Source organism: Thauera sp. 2A1 (genome assembly GCF_009469595.2).
Classification (GTDB): domain Bacteria; phylum Pseudomonadota; class Gammaproteobacteria; order Burkholderiales; family Rhodocyclaceae; genus Thauera.
On the sequence record NZ_SSXV01000009.1, the window covers coordinates 145025 to 161479 of the forward strand.

Sequence of the window (16455 nt, forward strand, 5' to 3'; positions counted from 1 at the left end):
GCTTCGCCTGCGGGCGGGGATCGACCTCCCAACCGACGAAAGCAGAGGGGAAAGGCCATGAACGAGAACAAGGGGCGGCTTCGCGGCGTGAACCTGGGCGGATGGCTGGTGCTCGAGAAATGGATGGTGCCCAGCATCTTCGACGGACTGGCAGCGACGGACGAAACCACCTGGTGCGTGGAAATGGGCAGCGGCGCCGCGCCGCGCCTGCGCGCGCACTGGGATGGTTTCATCACGCGCGAGGATTTCCGCTGGATTGCCGAGCGTGGCCTCAACGCAGTGCGGATCCCGTTCGGCCACTGGATCTTCGGCACCGACTACCCCTACCACCGCAGCTATGGCGACAATCGCCATCCCTTCGTGAGCGGCGGCATCGCCGTGCTGGACCGCGCCATGAAATGGGCGTACGAGTTCGGCTTGCGCGTGGTGCTCGATCTGCATGCGGCGCCGGGCTGCCAGAACGGATTCGACAATGGCGGCATCAAGGATGTGTGCGAATGGCACACGCGGCCCGAATATCGCGAGCATTCGCTCGACGTCCTCGAGCGCATCGCGCAGCGCTATCGCGACCATCCCGCGCTGCATGCGATCGAGGCGCTCAACGAGCCGCGCTGGGATGTGCCGACCGACTACCTGAAGGCCTACTACATCGATGCCTACGAGCGCGTGCGGCGCCATTGCGCCGCCGAGCGCGTGGCCTTGATGTTCCACGACGGATTCCGCTCCTTCCGCGAATACCAGTGCTTGCTGAAAGGGCCCGAGTTCGCCAATGTGATCTTCGACGTGCATCGCTACCAGTGCTTCGGGCGCGAGGACATCGACATGGACATCTACGGCCACATGCGCAAGACGATCGACGACTGGCGCCAGGAGGGCGACGCGATCGAGGCGGAACTCGGCCTGCGCAGCGTGTGTGGCGAATGGAGCCTGGGCATGGACCTGCAGGAAGTCTCGTTGTGGGCCGAAGGCCCGTTCAACAGCGCGCTCGACGGCCTCGACGCCTTCCAGCGTGCGGTGGCCTTTCGCGGTTATGCCGCCGCCCAGCTTGCCACCTTCGAGAACCTGGCGGGCTGGTTCTTCTGGAGCTATCGGACCGAAACCACGCCGGCCTGGTGCCTGCGCGAGGCGGTGGAGCGCGGCTGGTTGCCGTCGCACTTCGGCTCATGAGCGCGATGGGTGCAGGGCGGGCGGTTGCGTCTCGCAGGCGGCGTGCCCTCGCGAAGGCGCTCTTCGCCGTGGGGCTGCTCGCGCCGGGGCTGATCAACCCAGGCTTGGCGGCGGGCGCCGAGAGGTCTGCGCGAGGGCCGGCTCCGGCCTCGGCACCGTCGCAGTGGCAGGGCGCCGCCTTCGAGGGTGATCGCGATGCGCTGGCGAAGCTCGCGGCGGCTGGCGCCAAGGTGGTGCGGGTCTACAGCGAATCGCATGCCTGGGTGCTCGACGAGGCGCAACGGCTGGGGCTGAAGGTGGTGATGGGCCTCTGGGTGGGGCATCCGCGGCTGGGCTTCCGGCTCGACGATCCGGAAGCGGTCGGAAGGCAGGAGCAGGGCATCCGCCAGTTCGTGCTTCGCTACCGCGCGCATCCGGCGCTGCTGGCGTGGGGTGTGGGCAACGAAGTCGAGCTGGCGCAAGCCGATCCGCTGCCCGCCTGGCGCGAGGTCGACCGGCTCGCCGGCATCGTGAAGGCGCTCGACGCGGCGCATCCGACGATGATGACGGTGTCCGACCACAGTGACGAGGATCTGCGCCTGCTTGCCGGCTGCTGTCCGCAGGTCGACCTGCTCGGGGTGAACGTCTATGCAGGCGGCGTGTTCGCGATCCTGCCCCGCCTGCGTGCGGCGGGCGTGTCGAAGCCGGTGGTCATCGCCGAGTTCGGCCCGCTCGGACAGTGGCAGGCCGGCCACAAGCCTTGGGGGGCGCCGATTGAGCCGACGAGCACCGAGAAGGCGGTCTATTTCCGCGACGCGCTGGCTTTCCTGGCGCGCCAGCCGGAAGTGAAGGGCGCCTTTCCCTTCCTGTGGGGCGCGAAGCTGGAACAGACGGAGACGTGGCATGGGCTGCTGCTCGGTGACGGCAGCCTGACGGGCATGACCGACGCCTTGAGCGCCGCCTGGGGCAAGCCGGTAGCAGCGCCGGCGCCGGTGATCCGCGGCATCGGCATCGCTGCCGACGAATTCGCGCGGGGCCAGGAAATCTCCGCGGGTGTCGATGCAGTGTCGTTCGACGGCTCGCCGCTGCGGACGGAGTGGAAGGTGCTGACCGAAAGCGTCGGCCGCCGGCCTGATTCCGATCACGAGCCGCCGCTCGAGCGCATGGCGGTGCGCGTGCTGCACGAAGACGCTGCCAGCGTGCGCTTCATCGCGCCGGAACGCCCGGGCGTCTACCGCCTGTACATCACCTTGCGCGACCGCAACGGCAAGGCGGCGACCGCCAATCTGCCCTTCCTGGTGCGCTGAGGATGGCCTGCTGCAGCGGCAGGTCGCCGCGGCGAGAGGAAACGGCCGGCAGACTGCATCAGGCAGTCTGCCGGCCGTCCTCGGGCGGGGTCCCGGGTGTCCAGCGCACCCGCGCTCAGTGGATCACCATCGCCGTGAAGGGATACACATAGGCCTGCAGCGACACGAAGAGGCCCATCAGGCAGGCCAGCGCGATGGAGTGGAAGAACACGTAGCGCAGGATGTCGCCCTCGTGGTTGAACCAGCGCGTGGCGGTCGAGGCGACGACGATGGACTGCGCATCGATCATCTTGCCCATCACGCCGCCGGAGCTGTTGGCCGCACCCATCAGGTTGGGCGACAGGCCGAGTTGCTCGGCTGCCACCTTCTGCATGCCGCCGAACAGCACGTTCGAGGCGGTGTCCGAACCGGTGAGCGCGACCCCCAGCCACCCCATCAGCGTGCCGAAGAAGGGGTAGAACACGCCCGTCGCCGCGAAGGCGAGGCCCAGCGTGGTGTCGAGGCCGGAGTAGCGGGTCAGTGTGCCCAGGCCCAGCATCAGCACGATGGTCAGCAGCGAATAGCGCACCAGCCAGATCGTCTTGCCGTAGGTGCGCAGCAGCGAGCGCACGCCGTAGCCCATCACCAGCCCGCCGATCACTGCGGACAACAGGATCCCGGTGCCGGTCGCGGACAGCAGGTTGAACACGTACTCCGCGGATTCGGCGGTCGGCTTTGGCACCACCGGCGGCACCTTCTCGATCAGCTTGTGCAGGCCGTCGATTGCGAACTTCGGCGCGAAGAGCCCGTTGAGATAGGTCTTGGTGGCGGGCAGGCCCCACACGAAGACGAAGGTCGTCAGGATCGCCCATGGCGTCCATGCCTTCACCACCTCGCCCGTCGCATGCCTGGTGGGCACATGCGGTGCGGCTGCCTCGCCGCCGTCCTTCTCGTGGCCCTTCAACGACACCGAGGTCCAGATCTGCGCGGGCTTCCACACGCGCAGGAACATCACCAACGCTGCCATCGAGCAGATCGCGGCGATGACGTCCACCAGCTCGGGTCCCATGTAGTTCGACACCAGGAACTGCGGAATCGCGAAGCTGACGCCGGTGACCAGGATGGCAGGCCAGATCTCCTTCATGCCGCGCCAGCCGGCAAAGGCCCAGATCAGCCAGAACGGCACCAGCACGGAGAAGAAGGGCAACTGGCGGCCGATCATCGCTGACACTTCGAACACGTCGTAGCCATGCACCTTGGCCAGCGTGATCACGGGCGTACCCAGTGCGCCGTAGGCCACCGGCGCGGTGTTGGCGATCAGGCTCAGGCCCGAGGCCGCCAGGGGCGAGAAGCCCAGCCCGATCAGGATGGCTGCGGTCACCGCCACCGGCGTGCCGAAGCCGGCTGCGCCCTCGAAGAAGGCGCCGAAGGCGAAGGCGATCAGCAGCAACTGCAGGCGCCGGTCCTCGGTGATGCCGGCGATCGAATCCTGCAGCACCTTGAAGCTGCCGTTCTTCTCGGTGAGCTGGTGCAGGAAGATGATGTTGAGCACGATCCAGCCGATCGGCAGCAGGCCGGTGAGACCGCCGAGGAAGGCGGCCTTGCCTGCCATCTCGGCCGGCATGCCGAATCCGAACACCGCGATGAGCAGTGCCGCGATCAGGCCGGCGGCCGCCGCAATGTGTGCCTTCAGGTGAAGAAAGCCGAGGCCCACCAGCATCACGACCACGGGAACCGCGGCGGTGAGGGTGGAAAGGGCCATGTTGCTGAACGGGTTGTATACCTGTTGCCAAACCATGATGTGGTTGTCTCCGATTTTTTCGTTTTGTGTGTCGCATCGCAGCGACCGTCGCGCTGAGGTCAAACCGCGGCTGGCGGAAAGGACGAAGCCTGCGGACATCCGGTCCGTCAGGGCGCGGTCAGATATGGCAATGTCGTTCCATTTTTCGTGCGCGGTGGCGCGTGTGGTTTCCTCCCTTGCAGATGTCTTGAGCGGGCAGGTGGCCTGTGGCGGCCTGCGCGGCGTCAGGCGATGGCTTCGTCCACCAGTTCGATCCAGTGGCGCACGGATGTGCGTCCGGCGCCATCAAGGTGCGTCTGGCAGCCGATGTTTGCAGTGGCGATCACGTCGGGCTTTCCGCTCTCGAGCGCATCGAGCTTGTTGTCGCGCAAGCGGCGCGACAGCTCGGGCTGGGTCAGCGAATAGGTACCCGCCGAACCGCAGCACAGGTGGCTGTCAGGCACCGCAGTCAGGTTGAAGCCCAGGCGCGCGAGCACGGCCTCGACGGCGCCGCCGAGCTTCTGCGCATGCTGCAGCGTGCACGGGCCGTGGAAGGCAAGCTTGGCGCCGGTCTTCGCGCCCAGCGTCTCGAGCGGTTCGGTGCGCAGCACCTCGACGAGATCGAGCGCGAGCTCGCTGACGCGTTTCGCCTTGGCCGCATAGGCCGGGTCGTCGCGCAGCAGGAAGCCGTACTCCTTCACGAAGGCGCCACAGCCGCTGGCCGTCTGCACGATGGCTTCTGCGCCGGCCTCGATCGCCGGCCACCAGGCATCGATGTTGCGGCGCGCACGATCGAGTCCGGCCTCCTGCGCGTTGAGGTGGAAATCCACCGCGCCGCAGCAGCCTGCCTGTTCCGCCGGGACGATGCTGATGCCGAGGCGCTCGAGCACGCGCGCGGTGGCGGCGTTGGTGTTGGGCGACAGCGCGGGCTGCACGCAGCCTTCCAGCATCAGCACGCGGCGCGCATGCCGGGGTGCCGGGCGCGCGCCGGCTTCGCGCTGTGAGCGCGGCAGCTTTGCCGCGATCGAACCGGGCAGCAGCGGCCGTACCGCCTCGCCGGCGAGCAGGGCGGCCTTGAAGACGGCCGGGCGCGGCACGACGGCACGCAGCGCATCGCGCTGCAGGCGCTCGCCCAGGGGGCGCGGTGCCCAGCGCTCGATCGCGGCGCGGCCGACGTCGAGCAGCTTGTGGTATTGCACACCGGAGGGGCAGGTCGTCTCGCAGTTGCGACAGGTGAGACAGCGGTCCAGATGCAGGCGCGTGCTGGCGCTGACTTCGCCGCCTTCCAGCATCTGCTTCATCAGGTAGATGCGCCCGCGCGGCCCGTCGAGTTCGTCGCCGAGCAACTGGTAGGTCGGGCAGGTGGCGTTGCAGAAGCCGCAGTGCACGCAGGTGCGCAGCACCTCTTCGGCCACGTCGGCGCCGGGGAGCTGGCGCGCGGCTTCGCTCAGATTCGTTTGCATCGTCGGTCGGCTCCAGGGTCGGGTGGGGTCACAGGCCCGCGTACATGCGTCCGGGGTTGAAGATGCCCTTGGGGTCGAGCCGGGCCTTGAGCTGGCGGTGATAGCGCATCAGCACGTCCGGCAGCGGCTGGAAGGGGCTGTCCGTGATGCCCGCGGTAAGACAGGTCGCGTGGCCGCCGGCGGCGCTGGCGATGTCGCGGATCTGCTCGGCAGGGGCATCGGATTTCAGCCAGCGCTGCGCGCCGCCCCAGTCGACGAGCTGGTCGCCGGGCAGGGCAGGCAGCCGCCGGTCGTTGCCGATGGACAGCCGCCACAGCGGACGCGGATCGGCGAAGAAGGGCAGGCGTCGCTCATTCAGCTCGCTCCAGAAAGCGGCCGAGGCGACCTCGCCGCCCAGGCGGCGGTGTGCATCGGCGACAGAGCCTTCGCCACCTTCCAGGCGCAGCATCAGCGCACTGCCGTCATGGCAGGCAGCGCTGATCGGCAGCGGCTGCTGGCCCCATTCGGCGAAACGGGCGATCGCGTCCTCGGCGGAGATTTCCAGGCGCAGGTCGAGCCGGTGGCGCGGACAGGGCAGCACCTTGAACGACACCTCGGTGATCAGCCCCAGGCAGCCCAGACTGCCGGCCATCAGGCGCGAGACGTCGTAACCGGCGACGTTCTTCATCACCTCGCCGCCGAAGCGCAGGTGCTTGCCTTCGCCGGTGATCACGCGGCAGCCGAGCACGAAGTCGCGCACCGAACCGACCCAGGGCCGGCGCGGGCCGGACAGCGCCGCTGCCACGGTCCCCCCCACGGTGGCGCCGAGAACGCCGTGCGGCGGCTCGAAGGCGAGCATCTGCCCGGCTGCTGCAAGCTCGGTTTCGAGCGTGGCGAGCGGCGTGCCGGCGCGCGCGGTGACGACGAGTTCGGTCGGGTCATAGCTGACGATGCCGCGATGTCCGCGGGTGTCGAAGGCCTCGCCCTCCACCGGTCGGCCGTAGAAGCCCTTGCTGCCGCCACCCTGGATGTGCAGCGGCCTGCCCGCCGAGAGGGCGGCATTGACGCGGTCCAGCCACTCGGCGCCCAGGTCCTGGTCGCGCGCGGCATCCTGTGCCACTTCGGTCGTCATCAGAATCGCTCCAGTTCGGGGAAGGGCAGCTTGCCCTGGTGCACGTGCATGGCGCCGAATTCGGCGCAGCGGTGCAGGGTCGGGATGTTCTTGCCCGGGTTGAGCAGGCCGTCGGCGTCGAATGCCGCCTTCACCGCGTGGAAGAAGCGCAGCTCGTCGCTGTTGAACTGCACGCACATCTGGTTGATCTTCTCGCGCCCGACACCGTGCTCGCCGGTGATCGTGCCGCCCACCGCGACGCACAGTTCGAGGATCCTGCCGCCCAGTTCCTCGGCGCGCTCGAGCTCGCCGGGCACGTTGGCATCGAACAGGATCAGCGGGTGCATGTTGCCGTCGCCGGCATGGAAGACGTTGGCCACGCGCAGGCCGTATTGCTGCGACAGATCGGCCGTGCCCTGCAGCACGGTGGGCAGGTGGCGGCGCGGTATGGTGCCGTCCATGCAGTAGTAGTCCGGCGACATGCGGCCCACCGCGGGAAACGCGTTCTTGCGCCCGGCCCAGAACTTCACCCGTTCGGCTTCGTCGCGCGCCAGGCTCACCGCGGTGGCGCCGGCCTTGTCGAGCACGGCGCGCACGCGCTCGATGTCTTCCTGCACGTCGGATTCCACGCCGTCGAGTTCGCACAACAGGATGGCCTCCGCCTCCACCGGATAGCCGGCGTGGATGAAGTCTTCGGCCGCCTGGATGGCGAGCTTGTCCATCATCTCGAGGCCGCCGGGGATGATGCCGGCGCCGATGATGTCGCCCACCGCGCGGCCTGCCTTGTCCACCGAATCGAAGCTCGCCATCAGCACGCGGGCGACCTGCGGTTTCGGCAGCAGCTTCACCGTGACTTCGGTGACGACGCCGAGCATGCCTTCGGAACCGGTGAACAGCGCCAGCAGGTCGAAGCCGGGCGCGTCCAGCGCGTCTGCGCCCAGCGTCACGCGCTCGCCCTCGATGGTAAGGATCTCCACCTTCAACAGGTTGTGCACGGTGAGCCCGTACTTCAGGCAATGCACGCCGCCGGCGTTTTCCGCCACGTTGCCGCCGATCGAACAGGCGATCTGCGAGGACGGATCGGGTGCGTAGTAAAGCTCGTAAGGGGCGGCAGCCTGCGAGATCGCCAGGTTGCGCACGCCAGGCTGCACGCGCGCATAGCGGCCGGCCGGATTCACTTCGAGAATGCGATTGAAGCGCGCCATCACCAGCAGCACCCCCTGTTCGAGTGGCAGCGCACCGCCGGACAGCCCGGTGCCGGCGCCGCGCGCCACTACCGGCACCTTGCGCTGGTGGCAGAGCTTCAGTACGGCGGCAACCTGCTCGACACGCTCCGGCAGCACCACCAGCAGTGGCGTGGTGCGATAGGCCGCCAGGCCGTCGCACTCGTAGGGCTTGAGGTCTTCGCGGCGATACAGGATCGTCAGGTCGGGAATGCCGGTGCGCAGCTCGGCAAGCAGTGCCGCCTGATCAACCCGCGTCAGCGCGCCGTCAACACGTTCGTCGTAGAGGATGTTCATCGCGGCCCCAATTCCGATGTCTGCGTCAGTCAGATGTTCGCTCGCGGTCGATGCAACGAGGCCGGAGCGAACCTGGAGGCGCATCCTACGGGCGCGCGACAGCCAATTCCAAGCGTTCTCGAGCTGGTCGGACCAGTTTGTTTTCCGGGGGTGGGAATGACGCACCGCGAAAGGGCCGCAAGCCCAATGCTAATGCGGGCATAAGAGACTATGATGTGGTCTGGTGCATCACTGGTCGGACCACCATGAACGCTGAAGTCGCGCTCGAAAAACCGGCGCAGGAATCCATGCAGGTCGCGGATGTGGTGGCCCAGCGCATCGAACGCCTGATTACCGACGGCGTGCTCAAGCCCGGACAGGCGCTACCCTCCGAACGCCGTCTCTGCGAGAAGCTGGGAACCTCGCGTTCGGCGCTGCGCGAAGGGCTGCGGGTATTGCGCAGCCACGGCATCGTGGTGACGAAGCACGGCAAGGGTTCTTTCGTCGCCAATCTGTCGATGCGCGAGACGGCGCCGCTGCTGCATCTTTTCAGTTCGCAGCCGCGCACCCTGTACGATCTGATGGAGGTGCGGGCGGTGCTCGAGAGCGAGGCTGCGCGCCTGGCTGCGCTGCGGGGCACCGCGGCCGACCTGATCATCATCAGGCGCCGGTATGAAGAGATGGCTGCGACCCAGGAAGCACCGGAAAAGACCACGGCGGAAGAGCATGCCCGCCTGGATCATGCCTTTCACCGCGCGATCAGCGAGGCTTCGCACAATCCGGTGCTCGTGCACACCCTGCAGTCGCTGTCGGATCTCATGCTCAACAGCGTCTTCGCAGCGGTCAATAACCTCTACCACCGGCCGGTGCACAAGCGCATGATCGACCGCCAGCACGGCCGCCTTTATCAGGCGATCATCGATCGCCAGCCGGAGACCGCCGAGCGCATCGCCCGCGAACACGTGAACAGCGTGCGCGAGAGCTTCATGGAGATCGAGCAGGAGAACCAGCGTCTGGTGCGCGCCACGATGCGGCTGGAAGGCTGGAGCTAGCGCCGGCAGGGCCGCCGTGCCGAAAGCGAGTCTGGTCCATGCTCGCGGGGCGTCCATCAGCCGTAGCTGCGGGTGATTCGACGTCGAGGTCCACGGCAGAGATGGACAGTTCCGCCAAATTTGACTAGCCTGGAGCCAATATGGCCTTTCAGGAGCCGAGCATGTCCGCCACCACCGCCACGACGAACCCCGCCGCAATGGCTGCGATCCGCCTGCTCGGCGGCGAGGGTGTGCTTCACGCCAGTCCGCGTGTGCTCATGGACTGGATTCCTCTTCTGCGCCAGGGCCTGCCGTCGGCGTCGGTGGATGCGGCAATTCGCCTGACGCGCATCGCCCAGGGCGACCTGGCGCGTGCGCTCGGCATTCCGGAGCGCACGCTGGTTCGACGCAAGCGGGAAGGCATGCTGTCGCCCGACGAGTCAGCCAAGTTCGTGCGCTTTGCCCGCGTCGTCGAGCGCGCCGAGGCGGTGTTCGAGGATGCTGACGCTGCGCTGAGCTGGCTGCAGAGCACCAACGCCGCGCTGGGGGGCGTGACCCCCTTGTCACTGCTGGATACCGAGATCGGCGCCGACAGCGTGCTCGACACCCTTGGCCGCATCGAGCACGGCATCTTCGCCTGATGCGCACTGTCTGGCGCATCACCACCGCGCGGTTCGCGCCCTCCGCGTTCAGTGGCGAGGGCGCGCGGCTGTACGGCGGGCGCTGGAATCCGAAAGGCTGGGCGATGATCTACACGGCGGAGTCGCAATCGCTGGCCTTGCTCGAGCTCATGGTGCAGGACGATCCCTTGCGCGCTCGCTACGTCCTGATCCCCGCGCACCTTCCGGCCGACCTGCCCGCGACCCGCGTCGAAGTCGGGCAATTGCCCGAGGGCTGGCGCACGATTGGTGTGCGGGACGTGTTGCAGGAGATGGGCCGGGCCTGGCTCGAAAGCGGTGTCACCGCAGTGCTGGATGTGCCGAGCGCCGTGCTCCCCGGAGAGCGCAACTACCTGTTGAATCCGCGGCATCCGGATTTCGCCCGCATCAGCATCGGCGCGTCCGAATTGCTGGACGTGGACACGCGGCTGCTGCGAAACCTGTCCTAGCGCGTCGAGTCGGCCGAGAGTCCGCGCCGCGCTTGATAAGTGGGGCTGCTTGGGAGGTGGACTGCCTGGGGGGGGGGACTGCCTGGGGGGGGGGAATGCCTGGGGGGTGGAAAGCAAAAACGCGCCAGAAGGCGCGTTTTTGCTGAATGACTGGCGGAGAGGGTGGGATTCGAACCCACGGTAGGCTTGCACCTACGCCTGATTTCGAGTCAGGTACATTCGACCACTCTGCCACCTCTCCGCTCGAAGGTCGGCATTATAGGGGAAGTTTTGGAAAAGTGAACGGGTCATTCACTTTTCGGCAGCATTTCCTCGTAGGCGCGGACAGCTTCGGCCGCGTACATCAGGGCGGGGCCGCCGCCCATGTAGGTGCATACGCCCAGCGTTTCCATCACCTGTTCGCGGGTCGCTCCGAGCCGGATCAAGGCCTTGACGTGGAAGCCGACACAGGCGTCGCAGCGCTGGGTCACGGCGATGGCCAGCGCGATCAGTTCCTTCTGCAGTTCCGAGAGCGCCCCATCGTGCAGCGCGCCTTTCGCCATCGCGCTGAAGCCCTGCATCGTGTCGGGAATCTCCTTGCGCAGCGTGCCCAGCGCGCGGGAGACGTCGGTGGTGATCTGGACGAAGGACTTGGACATCGCGAGACTCCGTACTTAAGTAAACGCTAATTTTACTCCGATGAAGCGCCCTCGAAAAGTACGGCGGCGGCAGGCGCATGGGCGCGTGCCGCCGCTGGTGGTGTCCGGGCGTCCCGGATCAGGCTGGCTTGCGCTTGTCGCGCTCGATCAGTGCGTAGGCCGAGTGGTTGTGGATGGATTCGAAATTCTCCGACTCGACGATGTAGGCGTCGATGCGGCTTTCCGCGTTCAGCAGGCCGGCGACGTCGCGCACCATGTCCTCGACGAACTTCGGATTGTCATAGGCGCGCTCGGTCACGTACTTCTCGTCCGGGCGCTTGAGCAGACCATAGACCTCGCACGAGGCCTGGCTTTCGATCAGTTGTACTGCGTCCTCGATCCACAGGTGGTCGTTGAGCACGGCAGTCACGGTGACGTGCGAGCGCTGGTTGTGCGCGCCGTAATCGGAGATCTTCTTGGAGCAGGGGCACAGGCTGGTGACCGGCACCACGAGCTTCATGGTGAAGACGTAATCGCTGCCCTCGCGGATTTCGCCGATGAAGGTGACCTCGTAGTCCATCAGGCTCCTGACACCGGAAACCGGTGCGGCCTTGTTGATGAAATAGGGGAAGGTCATCTCGACGTGGCCGGTCTCCGCCTCCAGGCGCTTGACCATTTCGCGCAGCATGGGCTCGAAGGACTCGACCGAGATCTCGCGCTCGTTGCCATTGAGGATCTCGATGAAGCGCGACATGTGGGTGCCCTTGAAGTTGTGGGGCAGGCCGACATACATGTTGAAGCTGGCGACGGTGTGCTGCACGCCACCGCTCTTGTCGACGACTTTCACCGGGTGGCGGATCGACTTGATGCCGACCTTGTTGATCGCGATCTGCCGGCTGTCCATGCTGTTCTGCACGTCGGGCATCGCGCTGGCCACGGTGGCGTTCATGGGCGTGTTCTCTCTTTCGTTCCGAAAATCATGCCCGAGATCGTAACATTCCCGACAAAATTACTCAACTATTGAGCTGGTCGACGCGCTCGATGGCAGCCAGGATGCCGGGCTTGTCGAGGCCGACCGAGGCGAGCAACTGCGCCTGGTCGCCGTGATCGATGAAGCGGTCGGGAAGGCCCAGGCGCAGCACGCGCGGTCGCGCGCGAAGCCCGTCCACGCAGCGCGACACCTCCGCGCCCACGCCGCCGATCACCGCGTTTTCCTCCAGCGTCACCAGCAGGTCGTGGCTGGCGGCGAGCTCGGCGACCAGCGCTTCGTCGAGCGGCTTGACGAAGCGCATGTTGGCCACCGTGGCGTCGATCGCCTCCGCCACGTCCATCGCCACATCGAGCAGGCTGCCGAAGGCCAGCAGGGCGATGCGTTGGCCATGGCGGCGGATCTCGCCCTTGCCGATGGGCAGCGCCGTCATCTCCTTCTGCGGCGTGACGCCGCCACCGCTGCCGCGCGGATAGCGCACCGCGCTGGGGCCTTCGTGGCGTACCGCGGTGTAGAGCATCTGGCGGCACTCGTTCTCGTCCGCCGGCGCCATCACCACCATGTTGGGGATGCAGGCGAGGTAGGAGAGGTCGAAGGCGCCGTGATGCGTCGCACCGTCGGCCCCGACCAGGCCGCCGCGGTCGATGGCGAACACCACCGGCAGGTTCTGCAACGCCACGTCATGGATGAGCTGGTCGTAACCGCGCTGCAGGAAGGTGGAATAGATCGCCACCACCGGCTTCAGCCCTTCACAGGCGAGACCGGCGGCGAAAGTCACGGCATGCTGCTCGGCGATGCCCACGTCGTAGTAGCGGTCGGGGTACTCCTGCGCGAAGCGCACCATGCCGGAGCCCTCGCGCATGGCCGGCGTGATGCCGATGATGCGCCGGTCGGCGGCGGCCATGTCGCACAGCCAGTCGCCGAAGACCTGGGTGTAGGTCAGCTTGCCGCCTCCCTTGCCGCTCTGGATGCCGGCGGTGTGGTCGAACTTCGACACGCCGTGGTAGAGCACCGGATCGGCTTCGGCCAGCTTGTAGCCCTGGCCCTTGCGCGTGATCACATGCAGGAACTGCGGCCCCTCGAGCTTCCTCAGGTTCTGCAGCGTGGGGATCAGCGCGTCCAGGTCGTGGCCGTCGATCGGGCCGTAGTAATGGAAACCGAACTCCTCGAACAGGGTGCCGGGCGCGATCATGCCCTTGGCGTATTCCTCGACCTTGCGCGCGAGCTCCGCGACCGGCGGCGCCATGCCCAGCACCTTCTCGCCGACGCGGCGCGCGGTGTTGTAGGTCGAGCCCGACATCATGCGCGCGAGGATCTTGGTCAGGGCCCCGACCGGCGGCGAGATCGACATCTCGTTGTCGTTGAGGATCACCAGCAGGTTGATGCCGTCGATCTCGCCGGCGTTGTTCAGCGCCTCGAAGGCCATGCCTGCCGACATCGCGCCGTCGCCGATCACCGCGATCGCATGGCGGTCCTCGCCGCGGTCGCGCGCGGCCACCGCCATGCCGAGGGCAGCCGAGATCGAGGTCGACGAGTGTGCGGTGCCGAAGGTGTCGTACTCGCTTTCGCTGCGCCGCGGGAAGCCCGAGATGCCGCCCCAGTGGCGCAGGCCCCCCATCGCCTCGCGTCGGCCGGTGAGTACCTTGTGGCCATAGGTCTGGTGGCCTACATCCCACACGATGCGGTCCTGCGGCGTATCGAAGACGTGGTGCAGCGCGATCGTGAGCTCGACCGTGCCGAGGTTGGACGACAGGTGGCCGCCCGTCTTCGACACCGATTCGATCAGGAAGGCGCGCAGTTCGTCGGCAATGGTGCGGAGTTCGCGGCGATCGAGTGCGCGAAGGTCGGCGGGGGAGCTGATGCGGTCCAGATGCGGGTAGCGGGACATGGGGGCGCCAGAAAGGAACGGGTCAGAACGTGCGGTGCACGATGTAGTCGGCCAGCGCGCCGAGGCGGTTCGCGCGCGGCCCGAACGGCGCGAGGGCGGCATGCGCATCGGCCAGCATGTCGCGTGCGAGGCGGTGGGCCTCTTCGATGCCGAGCAGGCTGACATAGGTCGGCTTGTCGTTGTCGGCATCCTTGCCGGCCGTCTTGCCTAGCGTGGCGGTATCGGCGACCGCGTCGAGGATGTCGTCGACCACCTGGAACAGCAGGCCGACGAGCTTCGCGTAATGGTCGAGTCGGCGCAGGTCGTCGTCGGCCATCGGCGTGCCGGCACGTGCGCCGAGTAGCACCGACGCGCGGATCAGCGCGCCCGTCTTGTGCACGTGCATGAACTCGAGTTCCTCGCGGCTGAGCTGCTTGCCTACCGAATCGAGGTCGATTGCCTGCCCGCCAGCCATGCCGCGTGAGCCTGAAGCGTTGGCGAGCAGACCGACCATCGCGAGTTGATCGGCGAGGCTGTCGGCCAGCGGTGCCTCGGCGAGCACCTGGAAAGCGAGCGTCTGCAAGGCATCGCCGGCAAGCAGGGCGGTCGCCTCGTCATATTCCACATGCACCGTCGGCTTGCCGCGGCGCAACACGTCGTCATCCATGCAGGGCATGTCGTCGTGCACAAGGGAATAGGCATGGATGAATTCCACCGCGCCGGCCAGGCGGTCGAGTCGCTGTGGTGATGCGCCCACGAGCTCGCCCGCCGCATGGACCAGCAAGGCTCGCACCCGCTTGCCGCCGCCGAGGACCGCGTAGCGCATCGCCGAATGCAGGCGTTGTGGAGCGATCGACGCGTCGGGCAGCAGGGCGGCGAGGGCGGTTTCGGTGGCTTGCTGGATGCGTCCCATCCAGTCGGCGAAATCGCCGGGGGCGTTGTCGATGCTGCTCATGCTCTATCGCCCTCGCTGTCGGGCGGCGTGCCCTCAGGGTGGAAATCGGTCAGTTGGTTGCCTTCGAGCTGTCTGATCCGTTGGTCCGCCTGGGCGAGCGTGTCCTGGCAGAACTTCAGCAGGCCGACGCCGCGCTGATAGCGGGCGAGGGCGTCCTCGAGCGACAAGCTGCCCGCTTCCATATCCTGGACGATGGTCTCGAGTTCGGCGACCGCGGCTTCGAATGACTTCGGTGAGGATGCCGGCTTTGGCATGGATGAATATCGACGCGGCTAAAAAAGGGGGAAAATAACCGAAGGGGTGTCTGGCGGTCAAACACGGGCTGCCTTACACTAACCCGTTTATTTTTCCGGCTTTCTGGTCGCAGAGAGGAGGTTCGGGGATGTCCGACATCGCTTCCAAGATCCATCTGGCTCAGGCAGTTTCGCAACTGCCGGTGTCCTGGTACTTCGACGAACAGGTTTTCGAACTGGAGAAAAAGCTCCTCTTCGATGCCGGTCCGGGGTACGTCGGCCACGAGCTGATGGTACCGGAGGTCGGCAACTACCGCTCGCTCGAGTGGCTGGATCATTCCAAGCTGCTGTTCCGCACCGAGGCCGGCGTGCACCAGATGTCGAACGTCTGCCGCCACCGCCAAGCCATCATGCTGCAGGGCAGCGGCACGACCGAGCACGTCGTGTGCCCGGTGCATCGCTGGACTTACGACCGCGAAGGGCAGCTTATCGGCGCGCCGCACTTCGCCCAGAAGCCCTGCCTCGGGCTGAAACGCGATCAGCTCGAGAACTGGCACGGCCTGCTGTTCAAGGGGCCGCGCTCCGCCAACGCCGACCTTGCCGGCATGCAGGTTGCGCCGGAGCTCGATTTCGCCGGCTACAAGCTCGACCGTGTGCAGATCCACGAGTGCAACTACAACTGGAAGACCTTCATCGAGGTGTATCTGGAGGACTACCACGTCGCACCCTTCCACCCCGGACTGGGCAAGTTCGTCACCTGTGACGACCTGAGCTGGCAGTTCGGCGACTGGTACTCGGTGCAGCAGGTGGGCATCACCTCGCTCGCCAAGCCGGGCTCGCCTACCTACGCGCGCTGGCACAAGGCGGTGCAGGACTACTACGGCGAAAAGAAACCCGCGCATGGCGCGATCTGGCTCACCTACTACCCGAACATCATGGTGGAGTGGTATCCGCACGTGCTGGTGGTGAGCACGCTGATTCCGACCGACGTCAACAAGACCACCAATGTCGTCGAGTTCTATTACCCCGAGGAGATCGTCGAGTTCGAGCGCGAGTTCGTCGAGGCCGAGCAGGCGGCCTACATGGAGACCGCGATCGAGGACGACGACATCGGCGAGCGCATGGACCGTGGCCGGCTGGCGCTGATGAAGGAAGGGCGCAATGAGGTAGGGCCCTACCAGTCGCCCTACGAGGACGGCATGCAGCACTTCCACGAGTTCTATCGCCGCATCCTGGAGCCGCACATCGGCAGCTGAACTCGATACCGTATCGAGTAGGGGACGGGGTCACCCCCGTCGCCCTCTCACACCACCGTACGTGCGGTTCCGCATACGGCGGTTCATGAAAGACACTGGAGCCGTCGCGTCGTATCGAGCAGCGACACCAGACCCA

At 66.6% G+C, this 16455-nt stretch carries 15 protein-coding genes and 1 tRNA gene; 6 read left to right on the forward strand and 10 right to left on the reverse strand.

Annotated elements, in window-relative coordinates:
* Nucleotides 1-57: 57 nt before the first annotated feature.
* Both GH664_RS10780 and GH664_RS10785 read left to right on the forward strand, forming a co-directional pair.
* Nucleotides 58-1167: a glycoside hydrolase family 5 protein gene (locus GH664_RS10780; RefSeq protein ID WP_153168065.1), complete on the forward strand. Its 1110-nt coding sequence runs from the start codon at nucleotides 58-60 to the stop codon at nucleotides 1165-1167.
* Nucleotides 1168-1172: 5 nt separating this feature from the next.
* A complete protein-coding gene (locus GH664_RS10785) occupies nucleotides 1173-2453 on the forward strand; it encodes a glycoside hydrolase family 2 TIM barrel-domain containing protein (protein ID WP_153168091.1) in 1281 nt (426 codons plus the stop codon).
* Between the two features lie 115 nt (nucleotides 2454-2568).
* Here GH664_RS10785 and GH664_RS10790 read toward each other — a convergent pair whose 3' ends face one another.
* From GH664_RS10790 to glcD, 4 genes are all read right to left on the reverse strand, one after another.
* Complete coding sequence (locus GH664_RS10790) at nucleotides 2569-4230, reverse strand: L-lactate permease (RefSeq protein WP_153168066.1); 1662 nt, start codon at nucleotides 4228-4230, stop codon at nucleotides 2569-2571.
* Nucleotides 4231-4457: 227 nt separating this feature from the next.
* Nucleotides 4458-5675 carry a glycolate oxidase subunit GlcF gene (glcF, locus tag GH664_RS10795; RefSeq protein WP_153168067.1) on the reverse strand — a complete coding sequence of 406 codons (1218 nt, stop codon included), beginning with the start codon at nucleotides 5673-5675 and terminating at the stop codon, nucleotides 4458-4460.
* Between the two features lie 28 nt (nucleotides 5676-5703).
* Nucleotides 5704-6786: a glycolate oxidase subunit GlcE gene (glcE, locus tag GH664_RS10800; RefSeq protein WP_153168068.1), complete on the reverse strand. Its 1083-nt coding sequence runs from the start codon at nucleotides 6784-6786 to the stop codon at nucleotides 5704-5706.
* On the reverse strand, nucleotides 6786-8285 hold the full coding sequence (gene glcD / locus GH664_RS10805) for a glycolate oxidase subunit GlcD (protein WP_153168069.1): 1500 nt from the start codon (nucleotides 8283-8285) through the stop codon (nucleotides 6786-6788). Before glcD ends, glcE begins: the two co-directional genes overlap by 1 nt.
* A gap of 245 nt (nucleotides 8286-8530) precedes the next feature.
* Here glcD and glcC point away from each other — a divergent pair, with 245 nt between their 5' ends.
* From glcC to GH664_RS10820, 3 genes are all read left to right on the forward strand, one after another.
* Nucleotides 8531-9316, forward strand: a complete 786-nt coding sequence (gene glcC / locus GH664_RS10810; protein WP_153168070.1) for a transcriptional regulator GlcC — start codon at nucleotides 8531-8533, stop codon at nucleotides 9314-9316.
* A 161-nt stretch (nucleotides 9317-9477) separates the two neighbouring features.
* Complete coding sequence (locus GH664_RS10815; RefSeq protein ID WP_153168071.1) at nucleotides 9478-9936, forward strand: antitoxin Xre/MbcA/ParS toxin-binding domain-containing protein; 459 nt, start codon at nucleotides 9478-9480, stop codon at nucleotides 9934-9936.
* Entirely contained in the window at nucleotides 9936-10403 is a 468-nt protein-coding gene (locus GH664_RS10820; RefSeq protein WP_153168072.1) for an RES family NAD+ phosphorylase, read from the forward strand. Before GH664_RS10815 ends, GH664_RS10820 begins: the two co-directional genes overlap by 1 nt.
* 151 nt (nucleotides 10404-10554) lie before the next feature.
* Here the strand turns inward: GH664_RS10820 and GH664_RS10825 are convergent.
* From GH664_RS10825 to GH664_RS10850, 6 genes are all read right to left on the reverse strand, one after another.
* Nucleotides 10555-10644, reverse strand: a tRNA-Ser gene (locus tag GH664_RS10825).
* A 46-nt stretch (nucleotides 10645-10690) separates the two neighbouring features.
* Nucleotides 10691-11041 (reverse strand): carboxymuconolactone decarboxylase family protein, encoded by a 351-nt coding sequence (locus GH664_RS10830; RefSeq protein ID WP_153168073.1) that lies wholly within the window; start codon nucleotides 11039-11041, stop codon nucleotides 10691-10693.
* A gap of 118 nt (nucleotides 11042-11159) precedes the next feature.
* Nucleotides 11160-11969, reverse strand: a complete 810-nt coding sequence (gene folE2 / locus GH664_RS10835; RefSeq protein ID WP_153168074.1) for a GTP cyclohydrolase FolE2 — start codon at nucleotides 11967-11969, stop codon at nucleotides 11160-11162.
* A 64-nt stretch (nucleotides 11970-12033) separates the two neighbouring features.
* Nucleotides 12034-13896: a 1-deoxy-D-xylulose-5-phosphate synthase gene (gene dxs / locus GH664_RS10840; RefSeq protein ID WP_153168075.1), complete on the reverse strand. Its 1863-nt coding sequence runs from the start codon at nucleotides 13894-13896 to the stop codon at nucleotides 12034-12036.
* Between the two features lie 22 nt (nucleotides 13897-13918).
* Complete coding sequence (locus GH664_RS10845; RefSeq protein ID WP_153168076.1) at nucleotides 13919-14830, reverse strand: polyprenyl synthetase family protein; 912 nt, start codon at nucleotides 14828-14830, stop codon at nucleotides 13919-13921.
* Nucleotides 14827-15084 carry an exodeoxyribonuclease VII small subunit gene (locus GH664_RS10850; protein WP_153168077.1) on the reverse strand — a complete coding sequence of 86 codons (258 nt, stop codon included), beginning with the start codon at nucleotides 15082-15084 and terminating at the stop codon, nucleotides 14827-14829. Before GH664_RS10850 ends, GH664_RS10845 begins: the two co-directional genes overlap by 4 nt.
* A 128-nt stretch (nucleotides 15085-15212) precedes the next feature.
* Between GH664_RS10850 and GH664_RS10855 the strand changes: the two genes are divergently transcribed.
* Entirely contained in the window at nucleotides 15213-16319 is a 1107-nt protein-coding gene (locus GH664_RS10855; protein WP_153168078.1) for an aromatic ring-hydroxylating dioxygenase subunit alpha, read from the forward strand.
* The last annotated feature ends 136 nt before the right edge of the window (nucleotides 16320-16455 follow it).